Below are 22,744 nucleotides of genomic sequence, written 5' to 3'. Positions count from 1 at the left end.
ACAGGGTCATCCGTTTTTGTTTTTGTTGCAAATATGTAAAGAGTTATTTCACTTCCAGGCCTTTCGCCTGCATATCCGCATGGTAGGAAGAACGCACGAACGGGCCGCAGGCCGCGTGGGTAAAGCCCATTTCCATCGCCGCCTCTTTCATTTCGTCAAATTCCGCCGGACTGACGTAGCGCTGTACCGGTAAATGGTGGCGGCTTGGCTGAAGATACTGCCCCAGCGTCAGCATGGTCACACCGTGACGGCGTAAATCGCGCATCACTTCCACGATCTCGGCATTGGTTTCGCCCAGACCCACCATCAGGCCTGATTTGGTCGGGATCTCAGGATGCGCTTCTTTAAAGCGCTCCAGCAGCTTCAGCGACCACTCATAGTTGGCGCCGGGACGAACCTGGCGGTATACGCGCGGTACGTTCTCAAGGTTGTGGTTAAACACGTCCGGCGGCGTGGCGTTCAGAATATCCAGCGCGCGATCCATACGGCCACGGAAGTCCGGCACCAGCGTTTCGATTTTAATGGTCGGATTTTTAGCGCGGATAGCAGTGATGCAGTCGGCAAAGTGCTGAGCGCCGCCGTCGCGCAGGTCATCGCGGTCAACGGAAGTGATCACCACGTAGCGCAGGCCCATATCGGCGATGGTCTGCGCCAGCTTTTCCGGCTCGTTGGCGTCGGGCTGCACGGGACGCCCATGCGCCACGTCGCAGAAAGGACAGCGGCGGGTACAAATCGCGCCCAGGATCATAAAGGTGGCGGTGCCGTGGTTAAAACATTCTGCAAGGTTAGGGCAGGAAGCCTCTTCACAGACGGAGTGCAGACCGTTTTTACGCATGGCGGCTTTAATGCCCTGAATGCGGCTGGAGTCGGCAGGGAGTTTGATTTTCATCCACTCCGGCTTACGTAAAATCTCTGTGCGTTCGGTGACCACGGTTTTGACCGGGATCAGCGCCATCTTATCTGCGTCGCGGTACTTAACGCCGCGTTCCATCTGAATAGGTTTACTCATAATCTTGCTGTTTCCAGGTTGGCATGCGCTAATCAGCCGCGTGACGTTCAAATTTTTTTGAGAAAAGCGCAAAAATTATATCACCTCGCGGCGCGGGTTTCAGCCAGGGCAGAGGAGAAAATGTGACGGAATTGTAAATTTATGGCGTTCGCTCGTCCAGCCACTTTACGTCCGCTATCGCCAGCTCGCGGGCAAAATGCTTGATTAACAACGGCTGCACGTCGGCCAGCGTCACGCCCTTTTTATAGGCGCTGATTTGTGTCATCTCCAGCCCGGCGTAGCCGCAGGGATTGATGCGCAGAAAAGGCGCAAGATCCATATCCACGTTCAAAGCCAGCCCGTGAAAAGAGCTGCCGTTGCGGATGCGCAGGCCCAGCGAGCAGATTTTTTTGCCCTCGACGTAAACGCCGGGCGCATCCGGCCGGGCAGCGGCCTCGATATCGTAGTGCGCCAGCGTGGCAATCACCGTTTGCTCAATGGCGGTAACCAGCTCCCGCACGCCGGTTTTGCGCCGTTTCAGGTTTATCAGCACGTACATGACCTGCTGACCTGGCCCGTGATAGGTGACCTGTCCGCCGCGATCGCTCTGCATAACCGGGATATCGCCCGGCATCAGCAGATGCTCCGCTTTACCGGCCTGGCCTTGAGTAAATACCGGCGGGTGTTCCACCAGCCAGATTTCGTCAGGCGTTTCCGCGCCGCGCTGATTGGTAAAATCGTGCATGGCCTGAGAGACGGGCGCCCAGGGCTGCAAACCGAGCTGACGAACGAGTAGGGTATCCTGATGCATGGAAAGTCCGGTCAGGGAGTAAAGAAGGGAGTATAACGCCGAACGAGGGCCGTGGTCAGCCCCCGATCGGTGATGGCTACAGCACCATCCGCACGATTTCTATTTTGCCCAGCTCGTCATACAGCGTTTCCACCTGCTCGATATGGGTCGCCGTAATGGTAATAGAAACCGAGTGATAGTTGCCTTTGCTGCTGGGTTTTACATCCGGAGAGTAATCGCCAGGCGCATGGCGCTGTACGACTTCAACTACTTGATCAACCAGTTCCGGCTGCGCCAGACCCATCACTTTATAGGTGAACGGGGTAGGAAATTCGAGCAGTTCTTTAAGATTGGTTTTCATAGGGGCTCCGGTAACGCTAAAACAAAGACTCCCGCCAACAGCGGGAGCCTACAGATAATATCAATATGCGGGCCATTCAGGCCGAAATCAAGCGCGGAACGCGACAGATTTAGCCAAACCAGTGATGGAACATCAGCTTGATGTAGTCAACGATACGGCCGAAGAATCCGCCTTCCGGCATATCGTTCAGCACCACCAGCGGATGCTGCTCAATGGTTTTGCCGTCCAGCTGGAAGTTGATGGTGCCGACCACCTGGTTTTTCGCCAGCGGCGCGTGCAGTTCGGTGTTGCTCAGCGTGTAGCTGGCTTTCAGATCCTTCATGCGGCCGCGAGGGATAGTCAGGTAAACGTCTTTCTGCACGCCCAGCTGCACGCGGTCGCTGTTGCCGAACCACACCGGCTCGGAGGCGAACTCTTTACCGGCTTTCAGTGGCGCCACGGTTTCAAAGAAGCGGAAGCCCCAGGTCAGCAGCTTTTTGCTCTCTACTTCGCGGCCTTTAAAGGTACGTCCACCCAGCACGGCCGAAATCAGACGCATCTGGCCTTCGGTCGCGGAAGCGACGATGTTATAGCCTGCCGCATTGGTGTGGCCGGTTTTGATGCCGTCAACGTTCAGGCTGGTATCCCACAGCAGGCCGTTGCGGTTGGTCTGGCGGATATTGTTAAAGGTGAAATCTTTTTCTTTATAGACCGAGTACTCATCCGGCACGTCACGGATCAGCGCCTGGCCGATCAGCGCCATATCGCGCGCCGAGCTGTACTGACCTTCGGCGTCCAGGCCGTGTACGGTCTGGAAATGGGTATTTTGCAGACCCAGCGCCTTAACGTAGTTATTCATCAAGCCGACAAAGGTGTCCTGACTGCCTGCGACATAGTCGGCCATCGCCACACAGGCGTCGTTGCCGGACTGAAGCACGATACCGCGAGTCAGCTGCGAAACCGGCACGCGATCGCCCGGCTTCAGGAACATCAGCGAAGAGCCTTTAAACACCGGGTTGCCGGTCGCCCAGGCATCTTTACCCACGGTGACCATATCATCCTGATGAATTTTGCCCGCTTTGACCGCCTGGCCAATCACGTAGCTGGTCATCATTTTTGTCAGGCTGGCCGGATCGCGGCGCGCGTCGGCGTTTTTCTCCGCCAGCACTTTGCCAGAGTTGTAATCGATCAGCACATAGGCTTCGGCATCAATATCCGGCACGCCCGGGATCATGGTTTTGATGTTCACGTCTTCAGCGTGGGCGAAGGCGGTAAGGCTGAGGGCGATCAGCGAACCTGCCGTCAGGCGTTTGAACAGTTGGGAAGAGGTCAGAGTATTCATGTCGGGGACAACAACATCCATGGCTAAGTTAAAAAAAAGTGACTCACTATAGCAAATGCATTTCGGAGCGGCATCCGTCTTTACCTGGCTCATACAGCGTAACGCCAGGTAAAGATGGATTGCCGGATCGTTATCACATTTTGCCAGCTGCCGTGGTCACGAAAGAGGTGAGGTTGGCTTCGCTGGCAAGCCGTTGCTGCAGCGCTGCCGCCTGCTGACGCGAGGTAAAATGCCCCAGCTGCACGCGATAAACGCCGCCGCGCGCGTCAACGCTGCCCGGCACGCCAAATTGTTTGCTCAGCGAGGCCGCCAGCTGCTGTGCGCGTGCGCCATCTTTCAGCGCGCCCGCCTGCACCGTAAAGGCCGTTCCGGCTGCGGCCGGTGCCGAAGTCGCTGCGGCTGGCGCCGAGACAGGGGCTGGCTGAGTCGGCACCGGTGCCGGTTCCGCTGGTGCAGGCTCGCTGCCTTCCAGGACGCCATTGGCCAACGGCTGCGGCGCGCCTAAAAAGCCGCTGCTGCGTACCGGCGCGCCCAGGTTGTCGTCGCTGCTGAGCGTGCTGTTATCCACGGGCCGGACGTCAGGCGGTGTTTGTTCAGAAGACGAGGCGCCGGTGCTTTCCTGCGCGCTTGTCATGCCCTGTGCCGCCGCCGCGCCGCCCATTACCACCATGCCGCCGCTGAGATCCGGGCGAGGCGGCAGCGCGTAGCTTTGTTTCGCGACCGTGGTGCCGATGGTGCCGGGGCCGGAAACCGAGCCGTCCGGCGCGACCTTAATAAAGTCCACCTTCACGCGGGAGTTATTGGAAATATTCAGGCGATCGCCCGCCGCTTTGGACAGATCGATAATGCGGCCCGGCTTGTAAGGCCCGCGATCGTTGACCCGCACCACGATTTGTCGTCCGTTCGCCAGGTTGGTGACGCGCACATAGGACGGCAGCGGCAGAGTAGGGTGCGCCGCCGTCAGCGCCTGCGGATCGTACTGCTCGCCAATCGCCGTGCGGCTGCCGTCGGCCGATTCGCTATACCAGCTGGCCAGCCCGGTTTCGCTGAAATTAGACGGATCGGTGACGATGCGGTAGTTCTGGCCGTTGACCCGATAATCCTGGTTGGCATTGGGGCTTAACGGCTCGTAGCGCGGCTCGACGCCGCCGATTTCAACGACCGGGCCGTTATAGGTTTGCTGTTGCTGTGTAACCGGTGCCTGCTGTTGTTCAGTAACACAGCCTGCCAGCAGCGCCGCTGCCAGACTAATCCAGAGCCAATCCTTACGCATATAAGCCTCTTAAACGCTTTTCGACAACAGTTTACGGTGGGTATGGATCGACATAATAATGCCAAACCCGGCCATCAGAACAATCAGGGCGGAGCCGCCGTAGCTTACCAGCGGCAGCGGGACGCCGACCACGGGTAATATACCGCTGACCATGCCAATATTCACAAAGACATAAACAAAGAAGATCAGCATCAGGCCGCCTGCCATCACGCGACCAAAGGTGGTTTGCGCTCTGGCCGCCATCAGCAGGCCGCGCATGATCACCAGAATATAGAGCACCAGCAGCACCAGCACGCCGACCAGGCCCAGCTCTTCGGCCAGCACGGCAAAGATAAAGTCGGTGTGACGCTCGGGTAAAAACTCCAGCTGCGACTGGGTGCCGTGCAGCCAGCCTTTGCCGCGCAGCCCGCCGGAGCCGATAGCGATTTTGGACTGAATAATATGGTAGCCCGCGCCCAGCGGATCGCTTTCCGGATCCAGCAGCATCATGACGCGGTCGCGCTGGTAGTCGTGCATCAGGAAGAACCAGAGCACCGGAATGAAGGCGGCGACCAGCATCACGGCCACGAGGATCAGCTTCCAGCTCATGCCTGATAAAAACAGCACAAACAGGCCGGAGGAGGCGATCAGGATAGCCGTTCCCAGATCGGGCTGCGCCGCCACCAGCAGCGTGGGCATAAAGATCAGCACCAGCGCAATCGCGGTGTTTTTAAGCGTGGGCGGACAGACGTCGCGGTTGATAAAGCGCGCCACCATTAGCGGCACGGCTATTTTGGCTATTTCCGAGGGCTGAAAGCGCACCACGCCCAGATCCAGCCAGCGCTGCGCGCCTTTACTGATATGGCCGAAAGCGTCCACGGCTATCAGCAGGATCACACAAAGGATGTAAAGATAGGGCGCCCAGCCTTCGTAAACGCGCGGCGGGATCTGCGCCATGACCAGCATGATCACCACGCCCATCGCAATCTGGCCCAGCTTGCGCTCCATCATGCCCGGATCCTGGCCGCTGGCGCTCCAGATAACCAGCGCGCTGTAAACCAGCAGGGCGGAAATCAGAATAAAAAAGGTCGGGTCGACGTGGATCCTCGTCCAGATAGTGCTTTTCTGGTGCCGATCGTTCATGGTTATTCGCCTTCATAGCCAGACGGCACCGGAGCGGCGTCTGGCAGGTTGGTATTGTTGTCCCCGAGCATAATATGGTCGAGAATTTGCCGCATAATGGTGCCGACCGCTGGCCCCGCGCCGCCGTTTTCCAGGATCATCGCCACCGCTACCCGAGGATGATCGTAAGGCGCAAAAGCGGTCATCAGCTTATGGTCGCGCAGCAGTTCGGAAATTTTATGGGCGTTATAGGTTTCGTTCTCTTTCAGGCCGAATACCTGCGCCGTTCCTGACTTGGCAGCGATTTTATAAGGCGCGTCGGAAAAACTTTTGCGCGCCGTGCCGTTAGGTCGGTTGGCTACGCCATACATGCCGTCCTTGGCGATTTCCCAGTAGCCGGAATGAATATCGGCGACCGGCGGGATCGCCGGCTGCTTCCACGGCACGGTAACGTTATTCACCTTGTTGGCCATCATCAGATGCGGCGTACGCACGATGCCGTCGTTAATCAGGATCATCATCGCTTTGTTCATCTGCACCGGCGTGGCCGTCCAGTAGCCCTGGCCGATACCTACCGGAATGGTGTCGCCCTGATACCAGGGTTTTTTAAAGCGCTTCATTTTCCATTCGCGGGTCGGCATGTTGCCGGCGGTTTCTTCCACCAGATCGATACCGGAAAGATGGCCGTAGCCAAATTTACCCATCCATTCGGAAAGCCGGTCGATGCCCATATCGTAGGCGACCTGATAGAAGAAGGTATCGGCGGATTCTTCCAGCGATTTGGTGACGTTAAGGTGGCCGTGGCCCCAGTGCTTCCAGTCGCGGAAGCGTTTTTCAGAGCCGGGCAGCTGCCACCATCCCGGATCGAACAGGCTGGTGTTTTTATTGATTACGCCGGCGGAAAGCGCCGAAACGGCAATATAGGGTTTTACCGTGGAGGCTGGCGGATAGGCGCCCTGAGTCGTACGGTTAATCAACGGGCGGTTCGGATCCTTCAGCAGCTTGTTGTAATCTTTGCTGCTGATGCCGTCGACAAACAGGTTCGGATCGTAGCTGGGCATGGAAACCATCGCCAGGATTTCGCCGCTGCGCGGATCGGTTACCACCACGGCGGCGCGGCTGCCCGCCAGCAGCGTTTCGATATACTGTTGCAGCTTGAGATCGATAGTCAGCCAGATATCCTGACCCGCCTGCGGCGACTGTTCGTGTAGCTGGCGGATCACGCGGCCACGGTTATTGACCTCGACCTCTTCATAGCCGGTTTTGCCGTGCAGCATATCCTCGTAGTAGCGCTCTATGCCCAGCTTGCCGATATCGTGCGTGGCCGCGTAGTTAGGCCATTTGCCTTCTTTATCCAGTCGCTCAACGTCGCGATCGTTGATCTTGGAAACATAGCCCAGCACGTGGGTGAGGGCTGAGCCGTAAGGATAGTAGCGGCGCTGGTAGCCTTTGACTTCCACGCCGGGAAAAGCGTATTGATTCACCGCGAAACGTGCGACCTGCACCTCATTCAGCCCGGTTTTTACCGGAATAGAGGTAAAGCGGCGCGAACGCTTGCGCTCTTTTTCAAAGGTGACGATATCTTCATCGGTCAGGTCGACCACCGGGCGCAGCGCCAGCAGCGTTTTTTCGAGGTTTTCGACCTTCTCGGGCACCAGCTCAATCTGATAGATAGTGCGGTTCAGCGCCAGCGGCGTACCGTTACGATCGTAAATAATGCCGCGGCTTGGCGCGACAGGCACCAGCTTGATGCGGTTTTCGTTGGAGCGGGTACTGTAATCGGTGTAGCGGATAATTTGCAGATGATAGAGATTAGCTACCAGGATGCCGGAAAGCAGTAAGATGCCGAAAAAAGCGATCATTGCCCGCCGAACAAACAGCGTCTGCTCGGCGGTATAGTCACGAAAGGCGTTACGTTGTAATTTCATCCGCTGCGTTAATCTGTCCAGTTAAGGGCTATTCGCGATGGTAAGGGTGATTAGTGGTAATACTCCATGCCCGATAAAGGCTTTCCGCCACCAGCACGCGCACCAAAGGGTGAGGCAGCGTCAGCGTGGAGAGCGACCAGCTCTGCTCGGCGGCAGCCTTGCAGGCGGGCGCCAGGCCTTCCGGGCCGCCGATCAGCAGGCTGACGTCGCGGCCGTCCTGCTTCCAGCGCTCCAGCTGCGTCGCCAGCTGCGGCGTTTCCCACGGCTGCCCCGGAATATCCAGCGTCACGATGCGGTTGCCTTTGCCCACCGCCGCCAGCATCATTTCGCCTTCCTTTTCCAGAATGCGTTTGATGTCGGCGTTCTTCCCGCGTTTGCCGGCCGGCACTTCAGTCAGCTCAAACGGCATATCCTTGGGAAAACGGCGCAGGTATTCCATAAATCCGGTTTGCACCCAGTCAGGCATTTTCGTGCCGACGGCAACCAGCTGCAGCTTCACGGATTAGCTCCAGAGCTTTTCGAGTTCGTAGAGACGACGGCTCTCTTCCTGCATCACGTGGACGATCACATCGCCCAGATCGACCACCACCCACTCGGCGGCGGCTTTGCCGTCAACGCCCAGCGGCTTCAGCCCCGCCGCGCGCGATTCCTGCACCACGTGATCGGCGATAGAGGCGACATGGCGCGTTGAGGTACCGGTACAGATAATCATGCAGTCGGTGATACTGGATTTGCCCTGTACGTTAACAGTGACAATATCCTGGCCTTTCAAATCGTCAATTTTATCGATGACGAATTCCTGGAGTGCTTGACCTTGCAAAAGGTTCCCCTCTGAATACGGTTGAATGAGATGTCTGTCCGCCAGGCGGAAGCGCTATTATCCCACGTCGGCGCGGAAGATCCACGTTCCTGAGTCGAATAATTGTGAGCTTGTGTAGCCGCCGGGTAAAAAACATGGCAGCGGAGAATAACAGCCCCCGGCTGAGAGTCAATGGCTGCCGGGCCGATAGTTGCCCCGGAGAAGAGATGACGGCCGCAGAGGTACGGCCGTCGACAGAAAGAAAAAAGCGCAAGCGCGCAACGGCTCTTCCGCCTGTGTTAACGAAGTTGTAGCTTTATGCCGTTAACGGTTATTTGTCGGTTATCACCAGGGCGGGAAAATGCATTTTAACGCATTCGGTATAGTCGCCTTTTTTGAAGGCGCTATAAGGCGTTTGCTAACCTACCCGCTTACAGGCGTAGCTTTTGCCGCCCGGATTTTTTGCGTTGTAATCCCAGTTCATTTCCCGGTAGATGGGCAGGGCGCTGCCGCCGCACTCGTCACGACCGTTGATGACCTGCGCCGTTACGCCGAAACCAGGCACCATGCCAGCCGCTTTAATCCAATGCGCTTATAAGAAGGACAAGTTTTGCTAAAAGTAAAGGCTTGATAAAAAAGGAAAGGCATTCTGTAAAAAGGCTGAATCAGCTTCGTACAAAATCCGCTGCTTTATTTAAGGGATATAAAGCAGCGTTATGAACGAAATAATTATTTTTGTGCCGGATAAAGATTTTGCTGGTTTATCCAGTTAATCACTGCCTCTGGCAGCATCCCGTCGCAGGAAAGGCCGGCGCGGCGGCGTTGCCGGATCTCGGTAGCGGAAATCGGCAGCAGCAACGTATCAGCAAGAAAAACCGATCCGGCGGGAAAATGATGCAGCCGCGAAATATCTTCTGTGCGGTGCGTGTCAAGCCAGTGCTGCTGTTCCGGCGTGGCCATGTTTTCGGCATAGCCGGGACGTTTACAAACCAGCAGATGGCAATAATCCAGCAGCTCCTGCCAGCGATGCCATTTATGCAGCGTCAGCAGGGAATCCTGACCGATAATAAACCCCAGCGGCTGCTGTTCTCCACGCTCCCGGCGAAGCTCAATTAATGTATCAATCGTCCACGAGGGAGTCTGACGCTGTAATTCGCGCTGGTCGATATCAAAAAGTGAATTATTAGCGATAGCCAGAGAAAGCATTTTTACGCGCTGGGCCGGAGAGGCTTCCGGCTGAGGGCGATGGGGCGGCACGTTGTTGGGCAACAGGGTAATCTTTTGCAGGCCAAGCCGGGCGGCCAGCGTTTCCACCGGGCGAAGATGGCCGTAGTGGACAGGATCGAAGGTGCCGCCAAACAGCGCCTGGAGCGTGGCCGGTTCAGTCATCGCAGAAGGTCTCGGGAAAAGCAGTGGTGCAGAGCAGCAGCGACAGCGTTTCCAGCTCGCGCCAGACAGCCTGACCATAATCCTGCTTGATCGTCAGTTCGATACGCGTCAGCAGCCTCACCGCCTGCGCCAGCTGTTTCGCCGTCAGCCGCTGCAGGGCCTCCGTAAACAGCGGGCGACGGTTCTGCCAGACGCGATGCTGGTCAAACAGCGTGCGCAGCGGCGCCTGCTGCATTTGCCGCTGTAGCGTCAGCAATGTCAGCAGCTCTCTTTGCAGCGTGCGCAGCAGGATCACCGGCTCGCTCTCTTCCGCTTTCAGCTGGCGCAAAATATGCTGCGCCCGCTTGCTTTTGCCGGCCAGCAGCGCATCCACCCAGTGAAAGGGCGTAAAATGGGCGGCGTCATTAACCGCCTGTTCCACTCTGGGCAGCGTTAATTTGCCGTCCGGCCAGAGCAGCGAAAGGCGTTCCAGCGCCTGCGACAGCGCCAGCAGATTGCCTTCGTAGCAGTAGCAGAGCAGCTGCACGGCTGCATCGTCCACCGTCAGCCGCATGCTTTTCGCGCGCGCGTTTACCCAGCGAGGCAGCTGAGCCTGCTCGGGCGTCTGACAGGGCACGATAACCGCGTTGACGCTGAGCGCTTTAAACCACGCGCTGTTTTCCTGAGCTTTGGTCAGTTTAGGCGCGCGCAGCAGCAGCAGAATATCCTCGTGCAGCAGCGTGGACAGCGTCAGCAGCTTTTCCGCTATCGCGGCATTCGGGCCGTTTTCCGGCAGCGATAAAAGCAGCGTCTGGCGGCTGGCGAACAGGCTGAGCGCCTGACAGGTTGAATAGATGGCGTCCCAGTCGGTCTGTTGATCGACCGCGACGCTGAAATGTTCGGTGAAGCCCTGCTGCTGGGCGCCGGCTCGTACGGCATCCTGCGCCTCCTGCAGCAGCAGCGGTTCATTACCGCTCAGAATATAGCAGGCGCGCAGCCCCTCACGGAGCTGCGCGACAAGCTGTTCAGGATAGATCCTGATCATCTGGCGTAAGAGCTATCTGGTAAAACAGCGCGCGATGAAGTCTGGTCAATCGCAGGCGGTGAATTCCCCAGCGTATTGACGGAGCTGTCGTTTTCCGCCGCGTGGACGGTCAGCAGCTTACGCACCAGCTGCTGGGCAGCCTGCACGCGCATTTCACTGATGATGATGTCCTGCTCGGAATCTTTCGCCAGCGCCGCCAGCGGGTTATCAAAGAAGGAGCGATAAACCGTGGCGCTCAGCGGATAGATGCCTTTATTCGGGATCAATACCTGCGCGTTAACGGTCATCACCAGCGAGTACTCGGCGGTTTTACCATCCTGGAAAATAGACGCGGTGTCGCGTCCCTGAGTTTCCGTCCCCAGACGCAGCGACGGCACGTCTTTGCGCAGGCCCGGTTTTTCCAGCACGGTTACGTTGTTAAGACGCAGCTGCTCACGAACGGCACGCGCCAGCGGCCCGTACGGATCGCCCGTATCCACGATCATGGTTTTCATTTCGTGCGGAACCGACGTGGTTCCGCGCAGGTGATAGCCACAGCCGGCGGTAAGCAACACCAGCCCGGCGATAAGCAAAGAGATAATCTGTCGCACGCTTCCTCCTGACATTAACCCACGACCAGGTTAAGCAGCTTGCCCTGAACGTAAATCACTTTACGAATAGTTACGCCATCAAGATATTTTGCGACCAGATGCTCCTGTGCGGCACGCGCCTGCACCTGCTCCTGAGTCGCATCCGCCGGAACGGTGATCTTGCCGCGAACCTTGCCATTTACCTGCACCACCACCAGCAGAGAATCCTCTACCATTGCGGCGTCGTCAGCCTGCGGCCACGGCGCATTATCCACTTCGCCTTCGCCGCCCAGCGCTTCCCACAGGGTGAAGCAGGCGTGCGGGGTGAAAGGATAGAGCATACGCACGACGGCCAGCAGCGCTTCATGCATCAGCGCCCGATCCTGCGGCTCTTCCTGCGGCGCGCGCGCCAGTTTGTTCATCAGCTCCATAATGGCGGCGATGGCGGTGTTAAAGGTCTGGCGACGGCCAATATCGTCCGAGACTTTAGCGATGGTTTTGTGCAGATCGCGACGCAGCGACTTCTGATCTTCATTAAGGCTGTTCAGGTCGAGCGCGCCAGCCGGGCCTTTCGCAGTATGTTCAAAGACCAGCTTCCACACGCGCTTCAGGAAGCGGTTAGCGCCTTCCACGCCGGACTCCTGCCATTCCAGCGTCATTTCGGCCGGAGAGGCGAACATCATAAACAGACGCACGGTATCCGCGCCGTAGCGCTCGACCATGACCTGTGGATCGATACCGTTGTTTTTCGACTTGGACATTTTGCTCATGCCCGCGTACACCAGCTCGTGGCCCGCTTCGTCGGTGGCCTTCACGATGCGGCCTTTTTCGTCGCGCTCGACGGTTACGTCAACCGGCGATACCCAGTTGCGCTCGCCGTTGGCGCCCAGCCAGTAGAAGGCGTCAGCCAGCACCATGCCCTGGCAGAGCAGGCGTTTGGCTGGCTCATTGGAGCTGACCAGACCGGCGTCGCGCAGCAGCTTGTGGAAGAAGCGGAAGTAAAGCAGGTGCATGATCGCGTGTTCGATGCCGCCTACATACTGATCGACCGGCAGCCAGTAGTTGGCCGCAGCCGGATCCAGCATCCCTTTGTCGAAATCCGGGCAGGTATAGCGCGCGTAGTACCAGGATGACTCCATGAAGGTGTCGAAGGTGTCGGTTTCACGCAACGCCGGCCGGCCGTTGACGGTGGTTTTTGCCCACTCGGGATCGGCTTTAATCGGGCTGGTGATGCCGTCCATGGTGACATCTTCCGGCAGGATCACCGGCAGCTGATCTTCCGGCGTCGGCATAACCGTGCCGTCCTCCAGCGTTACCATAGGGATTGGCGCGCCCCAGTAGCGCTGACGGGAAACGCCCCAGTCGCGCAGGCGGTAATTGACCTTGCGCTCACCCACGCCTTTCTCCGCCAGGCGGGTGGCGATGGCGTTAAAGCCTTCTTCATAGGAGAGGCCGTCGAATTCGCCGGAGTTGAACAGCGTGCCTTTTTCGGTCATTGCTGCCGCGCTCAGATCCGGCTCGCTGCCGTCCGCATTGAGGATAACCGGCTTCACCGGCAGATCGTATTTGGTGGCAAACTCCCAGTCACGCTGATCGTGGCCCGGAACGGCCATCACTGCGCCGGTGCCGTATTCCATCAGCACGAAGTTGGCGACCCACACCGGCAGCTGTTCGCCGGTCAGCGGATGGGTGGCGAACAGACCGGTCGCCATGCCTTTTTTCTCCATTGTCGCCATTTCTGCTTCGGCGACTTTGGTGTTGCGGCATTCAGCGATGAAATCCGCCAGCACGGGGTTGTTCATTGCGGCCTGGATGGCCAGCGGATGACCGGCAGCAACACCCAGATAGGTCACGCCCATAAAGGTATCCGGACGCGTAGTATAGACGGTCAGCTTCTCTTCACTGTCTTTGACGTCAAAGGTGATTTCCACGCCTTCGGAGCGGCCAATCCAGTTGCGCTGCATGGTTTTGACCTGCTCAGGCCAGCTTTCCAGCGTGTCCAGATCGTTTAACAGCTCGTCGGCATAGGCGGTGATTTTGATAAACCACTGCGGGATCTCTTTACGCTCGACCTTGCTGTCGCAGCGCCAGCAGCAGCCGTCGATAACCTGTTCGTTAGCCAGCACGGTCTGGTCATTCGGGCACCAGTTAACGGCGGAGGTTTTTTTGTAGACCAGGCCTTTTTCATACAGTTTGGTGAAGAACCACTGCTCCCAGCGATAGTATTCCGGCTGGCAGGTTGCCAGTTCGCGGCTCCAGTCATAGCCAAAGCCCAGCAGCTTAAGCTGGTTCTTCATATAGGCGATATTGTCGTAGGTCCACGGCGCTGGCGCGGTGTTGTTTTTTACCGCGGCGCCTTCGGCAGGCAGGCCAAACGCATCCCAGCCGATAGGCTGCAGCACGTTTTTGCCCAACATGCGCTGATAGCGGGAGATCACGTCGCCGATGGTGTAGTTACGCACGTGGCCCATATGTAGGCGGCCAGAAGGATAGGGCAGCATGGAGAGGCAGTAGTACTTCTCTTTGCCTTCCTCTTCGGTGACTTTAAAGGTTTGCTTCTCGTCCCAGTGCTGTTGAACACGGGATTCTATCTCTTCCGGGCGATATTGCTCTTGCATGGCAGCCAGTGGTCCTTTGTAAATAGCGCCGGGCACCTGGTGAGTCGCGCCGGGCTTAATGTTCGTTCAGATCCGCATAGCATAGCTGATCCGCCCCCGGCGCAACAACAGTAACCGCCCCGACAACGGGCATTTCTCTGCAAGCTGGAAGATGGCAGGCAAATTTCACCGCCGTCCCGCTGCAATAATCCGTTTAGCGCTAAACTGAATGAAGCATATATCGGCACGCTCAGGAGATAAAATGAACAAGGTTGCTCAGTATTATCGTGAACTGGTTTCCTCTCTGACCGAGAGAATTAATAAAGGCGAGCATGATATTGATGCTTTGGTGGAGGCCGCCCGGCAGCGCATGAATAATCGCGGCGAACTGACGCGCAGTCAGATTGACGACGTTACCCGCGCCGTGCGCCGCGATCTGGAAGAGTTCGCCCGCAGCTATACGGAAAATCAGGCGGACAGCGGCGACAGCGTTTTTATGCGGGTTATTCGGGAAAGCGTCTGGAAAGAACTGGCGGATATCACCGACAAGAGCCAGCTGGAGTGGCGCGAGGTTTTCCAGGATTTAAATCATCACGGCGTTTATCAGAGCGGCGAGGTGGTCGGGTTGGGCAATCTGGTCTGCGAAAAATGCCAGTTTACCCGAGCTATCTATACGCCGGAAACGCTGACGCGCTGTCCGGAATGCGGCAACGATCAGTTTCAGCGTCAGGCTTTTGAACCCTGAGCAGCAGGTAAACGCGCGGGCTGCTTTACTGCCCGCGCGGCAGATCCTGGGTCGAATTCCATTTAAAGCGCCGGGCCTTTTTACTGCCCGCGCTGGCTCAGGGACTAGTGCAGAATTTTGGCTAAGAAATCTTTCGCACGATCGGAGCTGGGATTATTAAAGAAATCGTCTTTCGGCGAATCCTCAATAATTTTGCCCTCATCCATAAAGATCACCCGGTTCGCCACTTTGCGGGCAAAGCCCATCTCGTGCGTCACCACCATCATGGTCATGCCTTCGTTCGCCAGCTCGACCATTACATCCAACACTTCGTTGATCATTTCCGGATCCAGCGCGGAAGTGGGTTCATCAAACAGCATCGCGACGGGATCCATACAGAGCGCCCGGGCGATAGCCACGCGCTGCTGCTGACCGCCGGAAAGCTGACCGGGATGTTTATTGGCGTGCGCAGACAGCCCTACGCGCTCCAGCAGCTTCAGGCCTTTCTGACGCGCCTCTTCTTTATTACGCCTGAGCACTTTAACCTGCGCCAGCGTCAGGTTTTCCACAATCGTCAGATGCGGGAAAAGCTCAAAATGCTGGAAAACCATGCCGACTTTCGCGCGCAGCTGCGCCAGATTAGTTTTCTTCTCCGTCACCGCCGTGCCGTTGACGGCGATGCTGCCTTGCTGAACGGGTTCAAGACCGTTGACCGTTTTGATCAGCGTCGATTTGCCGGAGCCGGAAGGGCCGCAGACCACGACCACTTCGCCTTTTTTAACTTCGGTAGAGCAGTCGGTCAGTACCTGAAAGTGACCATACCACTTAGAAACGTTTTTCAGGGTAATCATTTAAACCGTCCTTTTTTTCTTCAGATAGCTGACCAAAAGCGAAGCGCTAAGGCTGATAACAAAGTAAACCGCGCCGGCAAACAGCACCATCTCGATCTCGGTGCCGTTATTGATGCCGATAGTGTCGGCGGTGCGGAAGAAGTCGGCAAGGCTGAGGACGTACACCAGCGAAGTATCCTGAAACAGCACGATACCCTGAGTCAGCAGCAGCGGCACCATGGCGCGAAACGCCTGCGGCAGAATAATCAGCTGCATCGCCTGCCACTGCGTCATGCCCAGCGCCAGCGCGGCCTTGCCCTGACCGCCCGCGATACTCAAAATGCCCGCGCGGATAATTTCCGAATAGTAGGCGGCTTCAAACAAGGCGAAGGCGACCATTGCGGAGATCAGCCGGATATCGGTTTTAGGGGAGATCCCCAGCACCTGCTGTAAAAAGCTGGGCACCACCAGATAAAACCAGAGCAGCACCATCACCAGCGGGACGGAGCGGAACAGGTTAACGTACAGTTTGGCGAACCAGCTGACGAGCTTAAATCTCGACAGCCGCATCACGGCCAGCAGCGTGCCCCAGATAATGCCGAACACCACGGCGATAGCGGTGATTTTCAGCGTGATAATCATGCCGTTAATCAGGTAGGGCAGATTGGGAACAATGGTGCTCCAGTCAAACTCGTACATTATTTGCCTCCCATGCCGCCGGGCAGGCGCACTTTGCGTTCGACCAGGCTCATCAGCAGCATGATTACGACGTTAATGGCGATGTAGGCCACGGTGATTGCGGTAAAGGATTCATAAGCGTGCGCGGAATAATCCAGCAGTTTACCCGCCTGTGCCGCCATATCGACCAGCCCGATGGTTGAGGCGATAGCGGAGTTTTTTACCAGGTTCAGCATTTCCGAGGTCATCGGCGGCACAATTACCCGGTAGGCGTTGGGCAGCAGCACGTAGCGGTAGGTTTGCGGCAGCGTCAATCCCATTGCCAGGCCGGCATTCTTCTGACCGCGCGGCAGCGACTGAATGGCAGCGCGCACCTGTTCGCAGACGCGAGCGGCGGTGAACAGGCCCAGGCAGAGTACAGAACAGGTGAAAAACTGAATATTGGGATCCAGCTCTGACTTAAACCACATGCCGACGCTTTCCGGCAGCAGCTCCGGCACCACCAGGTACCAGATAAAAAACTGTACGATCAGCGGTACGTTGCGGAACAGCTCCACGTAGCAGGTGCCAAGAGCGGAAAGCCAGCGGTTGGGTACGGTACGCAAAATACCGAACAGCGATCCGACACAGAGGGCGATGATCCAGGCGCAGACGGAGACGGCGATGGTGACCTGAAAGCCGGACCACAGCCATCCCAGATAGGTGGTATTACCGAACGGGGCCTGCTGCAGGAAAATACCCCAGTTCCAATCAATAGACATAAGTCACTCCGGTAGAAAAAAGGGTAGCAGCGCTACCCTGAAGATTGATGAGAGGCGTGTTTACCGTGGGGAACGACCGCGGCAAACGTCAGCCTGACTGTCGGCTTGTTGGTGCCGAACTTTTCAGGCCGCTGTCTGTCCTTGCCCGTGTTCAACAATCAAAGGCGGCACGCCGCCCTTATTTTTGTTATTAATTCAGCGCCTTATCATTCGGTGTTTTGAACGTGGCTTTCATATCTTCAGAAAGCGCGAAGTTCATATTCAGGTTTTTAGGCGGAATAGGCTGGGTAAACCATTTGTCGAACCATTTTGTCGCCTCGCCTGACGTCTGCGCTTTAGCGATGGTTTCATCCATAAGCTGTTTAAAGGCGGTATCGCCTTTGCGCAACATACAGCCGTAGGCTTCTTTCGACTGCGGCGTGCCTACGATTTCCCAGTTATCCGGTTTTTTGGCCTTGGCGCGTTCGCCTGCCAGCAGCGCATCGTCCATCATAAAGGCGACGGCACGGCCGCTTTCCAGCGTACGGAACGAGTCGCCGTGATCTTTAGCGCTGATGATACGCATCTCCAGCTTCTTCTCGTCGTTCAGCTTGTGCAGCAGGATCTCAGAGGTAGTGCCGGAAGTGACCACCACGGTTTTGCCTTTCAAATCCGGGAAATCCTTAATCGGACTGCCTTTTTTCACCAGCAAACGGGTGCCGATAACAAAGACGGTATTGGAGAAGGCCGCCTGTTGCTGACGTTCCGCGTTATTAGTGGTAGAGCCGCACTCAAAATCATAGGTGCCGTTTTGCAGCAGCGGGATACGGTTTTGCGAGGTGATCGGCAGCATTTTCACCTGCAGATCGGGCTTGTTCAGTTTGGCTTTGATCGCCGCCACGATGGCGTTGGAATAATCCTGCGAATAGCCGACGACTTTTTGCTGGTTGTCATAGTAAGAAAAAGGAACGGAAGACTCACGATGGCCGACGACGATAACGCCGTTTTTGGCAATTTTGTCCAGCGTGCTTTGCGGGGCATCAGCTGCGTGAGCCACGGCGGAGGACAGGCCAGCCAGTGCCAGCAGGCACAGCCCAGTTTTCCGAAATTTCATCTCCAACTCCTTCGTTGTAAAGCGCCATAACGGTGCGCCGATTGTGATGTTGTGTTTGTAACCGTTTATTGTTGTATTTTCAGCGCCAGGGCCGCGCCGGATAGCCATAACATAGCTGAATGTTAACGGTATGAAACAATAAAGTTTCGGTTTTGCGAAGCGTGCCGCACCAAAATAATGCATTGCCTGAAGGGCTGCCCGCTGGTGGCGCAGAGGACGAGCAGTTATGGTGCATTTCCGGCCAGCCGGTCGCTGTCGCTGACGTTTTCAGCGTAGTCGGGAAATAAATTGCAATCGCCATGCCAGATTTTCCGTATGGCTTTGTTGTGAGTGGTTTTTACGCGGGAAAGGTTCGGAAGAAAGCAGAAAAACGGGATGTGAAAGGCATGGAGGAAATAAAGCGCAGGGAGCCGGCAAAACGCCCTGCGCTTTAACTATCAGCGTCTGTTCCGCCGGCCGGTAAACAGGGCGGCCGCAGCAAACAGCGCTGTCACAATCCATACCGTCCAGTTGCCGAAACGCGCGTACGGCGTAAGTCCACGGGTTGGCGTAACGCCGGTTGCCAGTACATCCGGAACAAATTGCGGGATCATCTCTTCCGCGCTGCCGTCCGCATCAATTACCGCCGTCACGCCGTTGTTGGTATCGCGCAGCAGCGGTCGGCCCAGCTCCAGCGCGCGCATCCGCGCCATCTGGAAATGCTGCCACGGCCCAATGGAATGACCGAACCAGGCATCGTTAGAGATAGTCAGCAGAAAATCGGTATCGGGACGGAAATTATCCCGCAGCTGCTGGCCCAGCACGATTTCATAGCAGATTGCCGCCGTCAGCTTATAGCCGCCCGCCTGGAGCTGCGGCTGGCGATAGGCGCCACGGCTAAACGAAGACATTGGCAGATCGAAAAAGGGCGCCAGCGGACGCAATAACGCCTCCAGCGGCACGAATTCGCCAAACGGCACCAGATGGTTTTTCTGGTAGCGGCTGCCGCTTTCGTAGCTGTAAGGCTGCTTATCACCCAGCACAATGATCGAGTTGTAATCGTGATAGCGATTATTTTCCAGTCGCGAATCGACAATACCCGTGATCAGGCTGCTGCCCTGGGAACGCAGCTCGCGGTCTATGGTTTGCAGGAAAGGCTGCTGATTGGTTTCCAGATCGGGAATAGCCGACTCCGGCCAGATAATCAGCGGCGTCTTATTAACGTAAGGCCGCGTCAGCGCTGTATAGGTTTTCAGCGTGTTGATAAGCTGGTTGGGATCCCATTTCAGCGACTGAGGAATGTTGCCCTGCACCAGCGCGACATTTACCGTGCGTCCGGGCTGCGGCTGATACCAGCTAATCATGCGCAGCGGCCAGGGCAGCAGCAGCAGCGCCAGCGCGCCGACGGCCGCTATCCAGCTGCGTTTTGCCGCAGCAAAGACCACCAGCCCGGCGACGATGGTCAGGACAAAGGTAATGCCCTCCACGCCCGTCAGCGGCCCCAGCCCTTTTAGCGGCCCGTCAATCTGGCTGTAGCCAAATTGCAGCCACGGGAAGCCAGTGAGCACCCAGCCGCGCAGAAACTCGGTGATTTGCCACAGTACGGGCGCGGCCAGCGCCAGCCGCGTCAGCGAGGTTTTGGGGAACAGCCGGTTCAGCAGAGCGGCAAACAGCATGGTGTAGAGCGCAAGGTAAGCCGCCAGCAGGATCACCAGAAAAACGTTGACCGGGCCAGGCATGCCGCCAAACGTGGCGATACTGACATAGACCCAGTTAACGCCGCTGCCGAACAGGCCGAAACCCCAGACGAAACCGATAGCGGTTGCCTGGCGCGTCGAGCGGTTAAGGGTCAGCGCCAGCAGGCCGCAAAGCGAAACCAGCGCGGCGGGCCAGAAATCATAAGGCGAAAACGCCAGGGTGCCAGCGGCACCCGTCAGCAGCGCTAAAAGCAGGCGAACCCGCTGGCGCTGGTATAAAGAGGCAATAGCCATAGGGAAATTATTCTTCCAGTATCGGTTGCGTCGCGTTTTCCGGAATTTTGACGTGCACCTGAATAATACGGCGGCTGTCGGCCATGGCGACCTTGAACTGATAGCCTTCAATTTCGATGCTTTCGCCGCGCGCGGGCAGATGCCCGAACGCCTGCATCACCAGCCCGCCGATAGTATCCACTTCCTCATCGCTGAAGTGCGTTTCAAAGACCTCGTTGAAATCTTCAATCGGCGTCAGGGCGCGGATGGTGTAGGTATGACGGCTCAGCTGACGAATATCGCGATCTTCCTCGTCGTCATATTCGTCTTCGATTTCGCCGACGATCAGCTCCAGAATATCTTCAATGGTGACCAGACCGGATACGCCGCCGAACTCATCAATCACAATCGCCATATGGTAGCGCTGCGAGCGAAACTCTTTCAGCATCCGGTCGACGCGCTTGCTCTCCGGCACCACTACAGCCGGACGCAGCACTTTTTCAATGCTGAACGGGGCGGATTCGCTGCTCATAAAAGGCAGCAAATCTTTCGCCATCAGAATGCCTTCGACATGATCCTTATCTTCGCTGATAACCGGAAAGCGCGAGTGGGCGGATTCGATAATGGTATCCAGGCACTCGTCGAGCGACTGGTTACGCTTCAGCGTCACCATCTGCGAGCGCGGGATCATAATGTCACGCACGCGCTGTTCAGCGATATCCATGACCCCTTCGAGCATGTCGCGGGTATCCTGGTCTATCAGCTCGTTCTGCTCGGAATCGCGGATTAGCTCCAGCAGATCGTCGCGGTTTTTAGGCTCACCGTGAAACAGCTGGTTGAGGATAAGGGTGAAAAATCCCTTTTTGCTACTGGGACTGTCGTTGTTCTGTGAATGGTCATCGCTCATGGCGTTTTTGTTTCTGTCACTCTTGCTGAGATTAAGGGTGTCCCTTCCGGTGGGGAAGGGACGCGGTTTAGAACTCTTTCTCCGAAATGTACGGGTCGGCATAACCAAGAGCAAGCATTATCTCGGTCTCGATCGCCTCCATCTCTTCGGCTTCGTCATCTTCGATATGATCATAGCCCAGCAGATGCAGGCTGCCGTGAATGACCATATGCGCCCAGTGCGCCAGCAGCGGTTTTTCCTGCTCTGCCGCTTCCTGCTCCACCACCTGGCGACAGATGATCAGGTCGCCCAGCAGCGGCAGCTCAATGCCCGGCGGCGCTTCAAAAGGAAACGACAGCACGTTAGTGGGTTTGTCCTTGCTGCGATAGGTGTGGTTCAGCTCGCGGCTTTCTGCCTCATCCACCACGCGGATCGTTACTTCGCTTTCTTCCTGAAACTGCGGCAGCACCGCTTCCAGCCAGCGCTGAAAATCCGCTTCGGCCGGTAAACCTTCCGGCTGTTCGCACGCCAGCTGTAAATCCAGTATTACGGTACTCATTTCTGCTCCTGCGCGGCCTGCTGCAGCGCCAGCGCCTCGCGTTTACGTTCTTCGGCCAGCGCGTCACGGCGCTTCTGGTCGGCGGCTTCCCAGGCTTCATAGGCGATAACCACGCGGGCGACCACCGGGTGACGCACAACGTCCTCGCTGTGGAAGAAGTTAAAGCTGATCTCTTCCACGTCGGCCAGCACTTCAATCGCGTGACGCAGGCCCGATTTCAGGTTGCGCGGCAGGTCAATCTGCGTGACGTCGCCGGTGATGACCGCTTTGGAGTTGAAGCCGATGCGGGTCAGGAACATCTTCATCTGTTCGATGGTGGTGTTCTGACTTTCATCCAGAATGATAAAGGCGTCGTTCAGCGTGCGGCCGCGCATATAGGCCAGCGGCGCGACTTCAATCACGTTGCGCTCAATCAGCTTTTCCACGCGCTCGAAGCCCAGCATTTCAAACAGGGCGTCATACAGCGGACGCAGGTAAGGATCGACCTTCTGGCTCAGATCGCCGGGCAGAAAGCCCAGCTTTTCGCCAGCTTCCACCGCCGGACGCGTCAGCAGGATACGGCGCACTTCCTGACGCTCCAGCGCGTCTACCGCCGCGGCTACCGCCAGGTAAGTTTTCCCGGTACCGGCCGGGCCGACACCAAAAGTGATATCGTGATCGAGCATATTTGCCACGTACTGCGCCTGGTTAGGCGTACGCGGTTTGATGACGCCGCGTTTGGTCTTGATGGTGACCGCTTTGCCATATTCCGGCACGCTCTCCGCCGACTGTTCCAGCACCCGGCTCTCTTTGATCGCCAGATGGATCTGCTCGGGATCGATATCCGGGATATTGCCGCGTACGGGAGCCGTATCGACATAAAGGTCGCGCAGAATACGAACGGCGGCGTCGACAATCAGTGATTTGCCCGTCAGCTTAAAGGCGTTATCGCGACGATTAATCTCAATGCCTAACCGGCGTTCCAGCTGCTTGATATTGTCGTCGAACGGGCCGCACAGGCTCAGCAGACGATGATTATCAGCAGGATCTAAAGTGATTTCGCGTGTTTCAATATTCAAACTAATCCTTTGGGTCGCTCAGGGCCAGGTTGAGGATGGCTTTTTACAGGCTGGTCACGCCGGTAA

24 protein-coding genes are annotated in these 22,744 nt (G+C 57.0%); 1 reads left to right on the top strand and 23 read right to left on the bottom strand.

Going from position 1 to position 22,744, the window contains the following annotated elements; translation table 11 throughout:
- Positions 1-43: 43 nt before the first annotated feature.
- The 14 genes from lipA to leuS all read right to left on the bottom strand — a co-directional run bounded on the left by lipA (position 44) and on the right by leuS (position 14,161).
- Complete coding sequence (gene lipA, locus AB6T85_RS05840; RefSeq protein ID WP_253454928.1) at positions 44-1,009, bottom strand: lipoyl synthase; 966 nt, start codon at positions 1,007-1,009, stop codon at positions 44-46.
- Between the two features lie 139 nt (positions 1,010-1,148).
- Positions 1,149-1,799, bottom strand: a complete 651-nt coding sequence (gene lipB, locus AB6T85_RS05835; RefSeq protein ID WP_253454927.1) for a lipoyl(octanoyl) transferase LipB — start codon at positions 1,797-1,799, stop codon at positions 1,149-1,151.
- Positions 1,800-1,875: 76 nt separating this feature from the next.
- Positions 1,876-2,139, bottom strand: a complete 264-nt coding sequence (ybeD, locus tag AB6T85_RS05830) for a DUF493 family protein YbeD (RefSeq protein ID WP_013201269.1) — start codon at positions 2,137-2,139, stop codon at positions 1,876-1,878.
- A 109-nt stretch (positions 2,140-2,248) separates the two neighbouring features.
- Positions 2,249-3,460 (bottom strand): D-alanyl-D-alanine carboxypeptidase DacA, encoded by a 1,212-nt coding sequence (gene dacA / locus AB6T85_RS05825; RefSeq protein ID WP_253454926.1) that lies wholly within the window; start codon positions 3,458-3,460, stop codon positions 2,249-2,251.
- Positions 3,461-3,593: 133 nt separating this feature from the next.
- Positions 3,594-4,733, bottom strand: coding sequence for an endolytic peptidoglycan transglycosylase RlpA (gene rlpA, locus AB6T85_RS05820; protein ID WP_253454925.1), 1,140 nt, complete (start codon positions 4,731-4,733; stop codon positions 3,594-3,596).
- Positions 4,734-4,742: 9 nt separating this feature from the next.
- Complete coding sequence (mrdB, locus tag AB6T85_RS05815) at positions 4,743-5,855, bottom strand: peptidoglycan glycosyltransferase MrdB (RefSeq protein ID WP_253454924.1); 1,113 nt, start codon at positions 5,853-5,855, stop codon at positions 4,743-4,745.
- A 2-nt stretch (positions 5,856-5,857) separates the two neighbouring features.
- The gene (gene mrdA, locus AB6T85_RS05810; protein ID WP_369894994.1) at positions 5,858-7,762 is read right to left on the bottom strand and encodes a peptidoglycan DD-transpeptidase MrdA; all 1,905 of its coding nucleotides are present in this window, start codon (positions 7,760-7,762) and stop codon (positions 5,858-5,860) included.
- A 28-nt stretch (positions 7,763-7,790) separates the two neighbouring features.
- Complete coding sequence (gene rlmH, locus AB6T85_RS05805) at positions 7,791-8,261, bottom strand: 23S rRNA (pseudouridine(1915)-N(3))-methyltransferase RlmH (RefSeq protein ID WP_253454922.1); 471 nt, start codon at positions 8,259-8,261, stop codon at positions 7,791-7,793.
- A 3-nt stretch (positions 8,262-8,264) separates the two neighbouring features.
- Positions 8,265-8,582, bottom strand: coding sequence for a ribosome silencing factor (gene rsfS / locus AB6T85_RS05800; RefSeq protein WP_253454921.1), 318 nt, complete (start codon positions 8,580-8,582; stop codon positions 8,265-8,267).
- Positions 8,583-8,979: 397 nt separating this feature from the next.
- Complete coding sequence (locus AB6T85_RS05795) at positions 8,980-9,129, bottom strand: hypothetical protein (RefSeq protein WP_369894992.1); 150 nt, start codon at positions 9,127-9,129, stop codon at positions 8,980-8,982.
- Between the two features lie 161 nt (positions 9,130-9,290).
- The gene (gene nadD / locus AB6T85_RS05790; RefSeq protein WP_253454920.1) at positions 9,291-9,950 is read right to left on the bottom strand and encodes a nicotinate-nucleotide adenylyltransferase; all 660 of its coding nucleotides are present in this window, start codon (positions 9,948-9,950) and stop codon (positions 9,291-9,293) included.
- Positions 9,943-10,974 (bottom strand): DNA polymerase III subunit delta, encoded by a 1,032-nt coding sequence (holA, locus tag AB6T85_RS05785; RefSeq protein WP_301252590.1) that lies wholly within the window; start codon positions 10,972-10,974, stop codon positions 9,943-9,945. Before holA ends, nadD begins: the two co-directional genes overlap by 8 nt.
- A complete protein-coding gene (lptE, locus tag AB6T85_RS05780) occupies positions 10,971-11,564 on the bottom strand; it encodes an LPS assembly lipoprotein LptE (protein ID WP_301252591.1) in 594 nt (197 codons plus the stop codon). Before lptE ends, holA begins: the two co-directional genes overlap by 4 nt.
- Before the next feature lie 14 nt (positions 11,565-11,578).
- Positions 11,579-14,161: a leucine--tRNA ligase gene (gene leuS / locus AB6T85_RS05775; RefSeq protein WP_301252592.1), complete on the bottom strand. Its 2,583-nt coding sequence runs from the start codon at positions 14,159-14,161 to the stop codon at positions 11,579-11,581.
- A gap of 241 nt (positions 14,162-14,402) precedes the next feature.
- On the opposite strand from leuS, the gene AB6T85_RS05770 reads away from it, so the two are divergent.
- Complete coding sequence (locus AB6T85_RS05770; RefSeq protein WP_253454916.1) at positions 14,403-14,885, top strand: zinc ribbon-containing protein; 483 nt, start codon at positions 14,403-14,405, stop codon at positions 14,883-14,885.
- A gap of 104 nt (positions 14,886-14,989) precedes the next feature.
- On the opposite strand, the gene AB6T85_RS05765 is transcribed toward AB6T85_RS05770, so the two are convergent.
- From AB6T85_RS05765 to AB6T85_RS05725, 9 genes are all read right to left on the bottom strand, one after another.
- Positions 14,990-15,715: an amino acid ABC transporter ATP-binding protein gene (locus tag AB6T85_RS05765; protein WP_253454915.1), complete on the bottom strand. Its 726-nt coding sequence runs from the start codon at positions 15,713-15,715 to the stop codon at positions 14,990-14,992.
- The gene (gene gltK, locus AB6T85_RS05760) at positions 15,716-16,393 is read right to left on the bottom strand and encodes a glutamate/aspartate ABC transporter permease GltK (protein WP_253454914.1); all 678 of its coding nucleotides are present in this window, start codon (positions 16,391-16,393) and stop codon (positions 15,716-15,718) included.
- The gene (locus AB6T85_RS05755; protein ID WP_253454913.1) at positions 16,393-17,133 is read right to left on the bottom strand and encodes an amino acid ABC transporter permease; all 741 of its coding nucleotides are present in this window, start codon (positions 17,131-17,133) and stop codon (positions 16,393-16,395) included. Before AB6T85_RS05755 ends, gltK begins: the two co-directional genes overlap by 1 nt.
- A gap of 190 nt (positions 17,134-17,323) precedes the next feature.
- Positions 17,324-18,226: a glutamate/aspartate ABC transporter substrate-binding protein gene (locus AB6T85_RS05750; protein WP_253454912.1), complete on the bottom strand. Its 903-nt coding sequence runs from the start codon at positions 18,224-18,226 to the stop codon at positions 17,324-17,326.
- Positions 18,227-18,305: 79 nt separating this feature from the next.
- Positions 18,306-18,527, bottom strand: a complete 222-nt coding sequence (locus tag AB6T85_RS05745) for a hypothetical protein (protein ID WP_253454910.1) — start codon at positions 18,525-18,527, stop codon at positions 18,306-18,308.
- 136 nt (positions 18,528-18,663) lie between these two features.
- The gene (lnt, locus tag AB6T85_RS05740; RefSeq protein ID WP_253454909.1) at positions 18,664-20,196 is read right to left on the bottom strand and encodes an apolipoprotein N-acyltransferase; all 1,533 of its coding nucleotides are present in this window, start codon (positions 20,194-20,196) and stop codon (positions 18,664-18,666) included.
- A gap of 7 nt (positions 20,197-20,203) precedes the next feature.
- A complete protein-coding gene (gene corC / locus AB6T85_RS05735) occupies positions 20,204-21,082 on the bottom strand; it encodes a CNNM family magnesium/cobalt transport protein CorC (RefSeq protein WP_125288572.1) in 879 nt (292 codons plus the stop codon).
- A 67-nt stretch (positions 21,083-21,149) separates the two neighbouring features.
- Positions 21,150-21,620 (bottom strand): rRNA maturation RNase YbeY, encoded by a 471-nt coding sequence (gene ybeY / locus AB6T85_RS05730; RefSeq protein WP_301252594.1) that lies wholly within the window; start codon positions 21,618-21,620, stop codon positions 21,150-21,152.
- On the bottom strand, positions 21,617-22,678 hold the full coding sequence (locus AB6T85_RS05725) for a PhoH family protein (RefSeq protein ID WP_253454907.1): 1,062 nt from the start codon (positions 22,676-22,678) through the stop codon (positions 21,617-21,619). The genes ybeY and AB6T85_RS05725 overlap by 4 nt, the downstream gene beginning before the upstream one ends.
- Positions 22,679-22,744 lie beyond the last annotated feature (66 nt).

The organism is Erwinia aeris (assembly GCF_041224955.1).
Taxonomy (GTDB): domain Bacteria; phylum Pseudomonadota; class Gammaproteobacteria; order Enterobacterales; family Enterobacteriaceae; genus Erwinia; species Erwinia aeris.
This window is presented reverse-complemented; position numbering and strand designations above follow the sequence as displayed.

Coding starts and splice junctions, on each gene's coding strand:
- lipA (WP_253454928.1), bottom strand. CDS start 1,009: ATGAGTAAACCTATTCAGATGGAACGCGGCGTTAAGTACCGCGACGCA.
- lipB (WP_253454927.1), bottom strand. CDS start 1,799: ATGCATCAGGATACCCTACTCGTTCGTCAGCTCGGTTTGCAGCCCTGG.
- ybeD (WP_013201269.1), bottom strand. CDS start 2,139: ATGAAAACCAATCTTAAAGAACTGCTCGAATTTCCTACCCCGTTCACC.
- dacA (WP_253454926.1), bottom strand. CDS start 3,460: ATGAATACTCTGACCTCTTCCCAACTGTTCAAACGCCTGACGGCAGGT.
- rlpA (WP_253454925.1), bottom strand. CDS start 4,733: ATGCGTAAGGATTGGCTCTGGATTAGTCTGGCAGCGGCGCTGCTGGCA.
- mrdB (WP_253454924.1), bottom strand. CDS start 5,855: ATGAACGATCGGCACCAGAAAAGCACTATCTGGACGAGGATCCACGTC.
- mrdA (WP_369894994.1), bottom strand. CDS start 7,762: ATGAAATTACAACGTAACGCCTTTCGTGACTATACCGCCGAGCAGACG.
- AB6T85_RS05795 (WP_369894992.1), bottom strand. CDS start 9,129: ATGGTGCCTGGTTTCGGCGTAACGGCGCAGGTCATCAACGGTCGTGAC.
- nadD (WP_253454920.1), bottom strand. CDS start 9,950: ATGACTGAACCGGCCACGCTCCAGGCGCTGTTTGGCGGCACCTTCGAT.
- holA (WP_301252590.1), bottom strand. CDS start 10,974: ATGATCAGGATCTATCCTGAACAGCTTGTCGCGCAGCTCCGTGAGGGG.
- leuS (WP_301252592.1), bottom strand. CDS start 14,161: ATGCAAGAGCAATATCGCCCGGAAGAGATAGAATCCCGTGTTCAACAG.
- AB6T85_RS05770 (WP_253454916.1), top strand. CDS start 14,403: ATGAACAAGGTTGCTCAGTATTATCGTGAACTGGTTTCCTCTCTGACC.
- AB6T85_RS05765 (WP_253454915.1), bottom strand. CDS start 15,715: ATGATTACCCTGAAAAACGTTTCTAAGTGGTATGGTCACTTTCAGGTA.
- gltK (WP_253454914.1), bottom strand. CDS start 16,393: ATGTACGAGTTTGACTGGAGCACCATTGTTCCCAATCTGCCCTACCTG.
- AB6T85_RS05755 (WP_253454913.1), bottom strand. CDS start 17,133: ATGTCTATTGATTGGAACTGGGGTATTTTCCTGCAGCAGGCCCCGTTC.
- AB6T85_RS05750 (WP_253454912.1), bottom strand. CDS start 18,226: ATGAAATTTCGGAAAACTGGGCTGTGCCTGCTGGCACTGGCTGGCCTG.
- AB6T85_RS05745 (WP_253454910.1), bottom strand. CDS start 18,527: ATGGCGATTGCAATTTATTTCCCGACTACGCTGAAAACGTCAGCGACA.
- lnt (WP_253454909.1), bottom strand. CDS start 20,196: ATGGCTATTGCCTCTTTATACCAGCGCCAGCGGGTTCGCCTGCTTTTA.
- corC (WP_125288572.1), bottom strand. CDS start 21,082: ATGAGCGATGACCATTCACAGAACAACGACAGTCCCAGTAGCAAAAAG.
- ybeY (WP_301252594.1), bottom strand. CDS start 21,620: ATGAGTACCGTAATACTGGATTTACAGCTGGCGTGCGAACAGCCGGAA.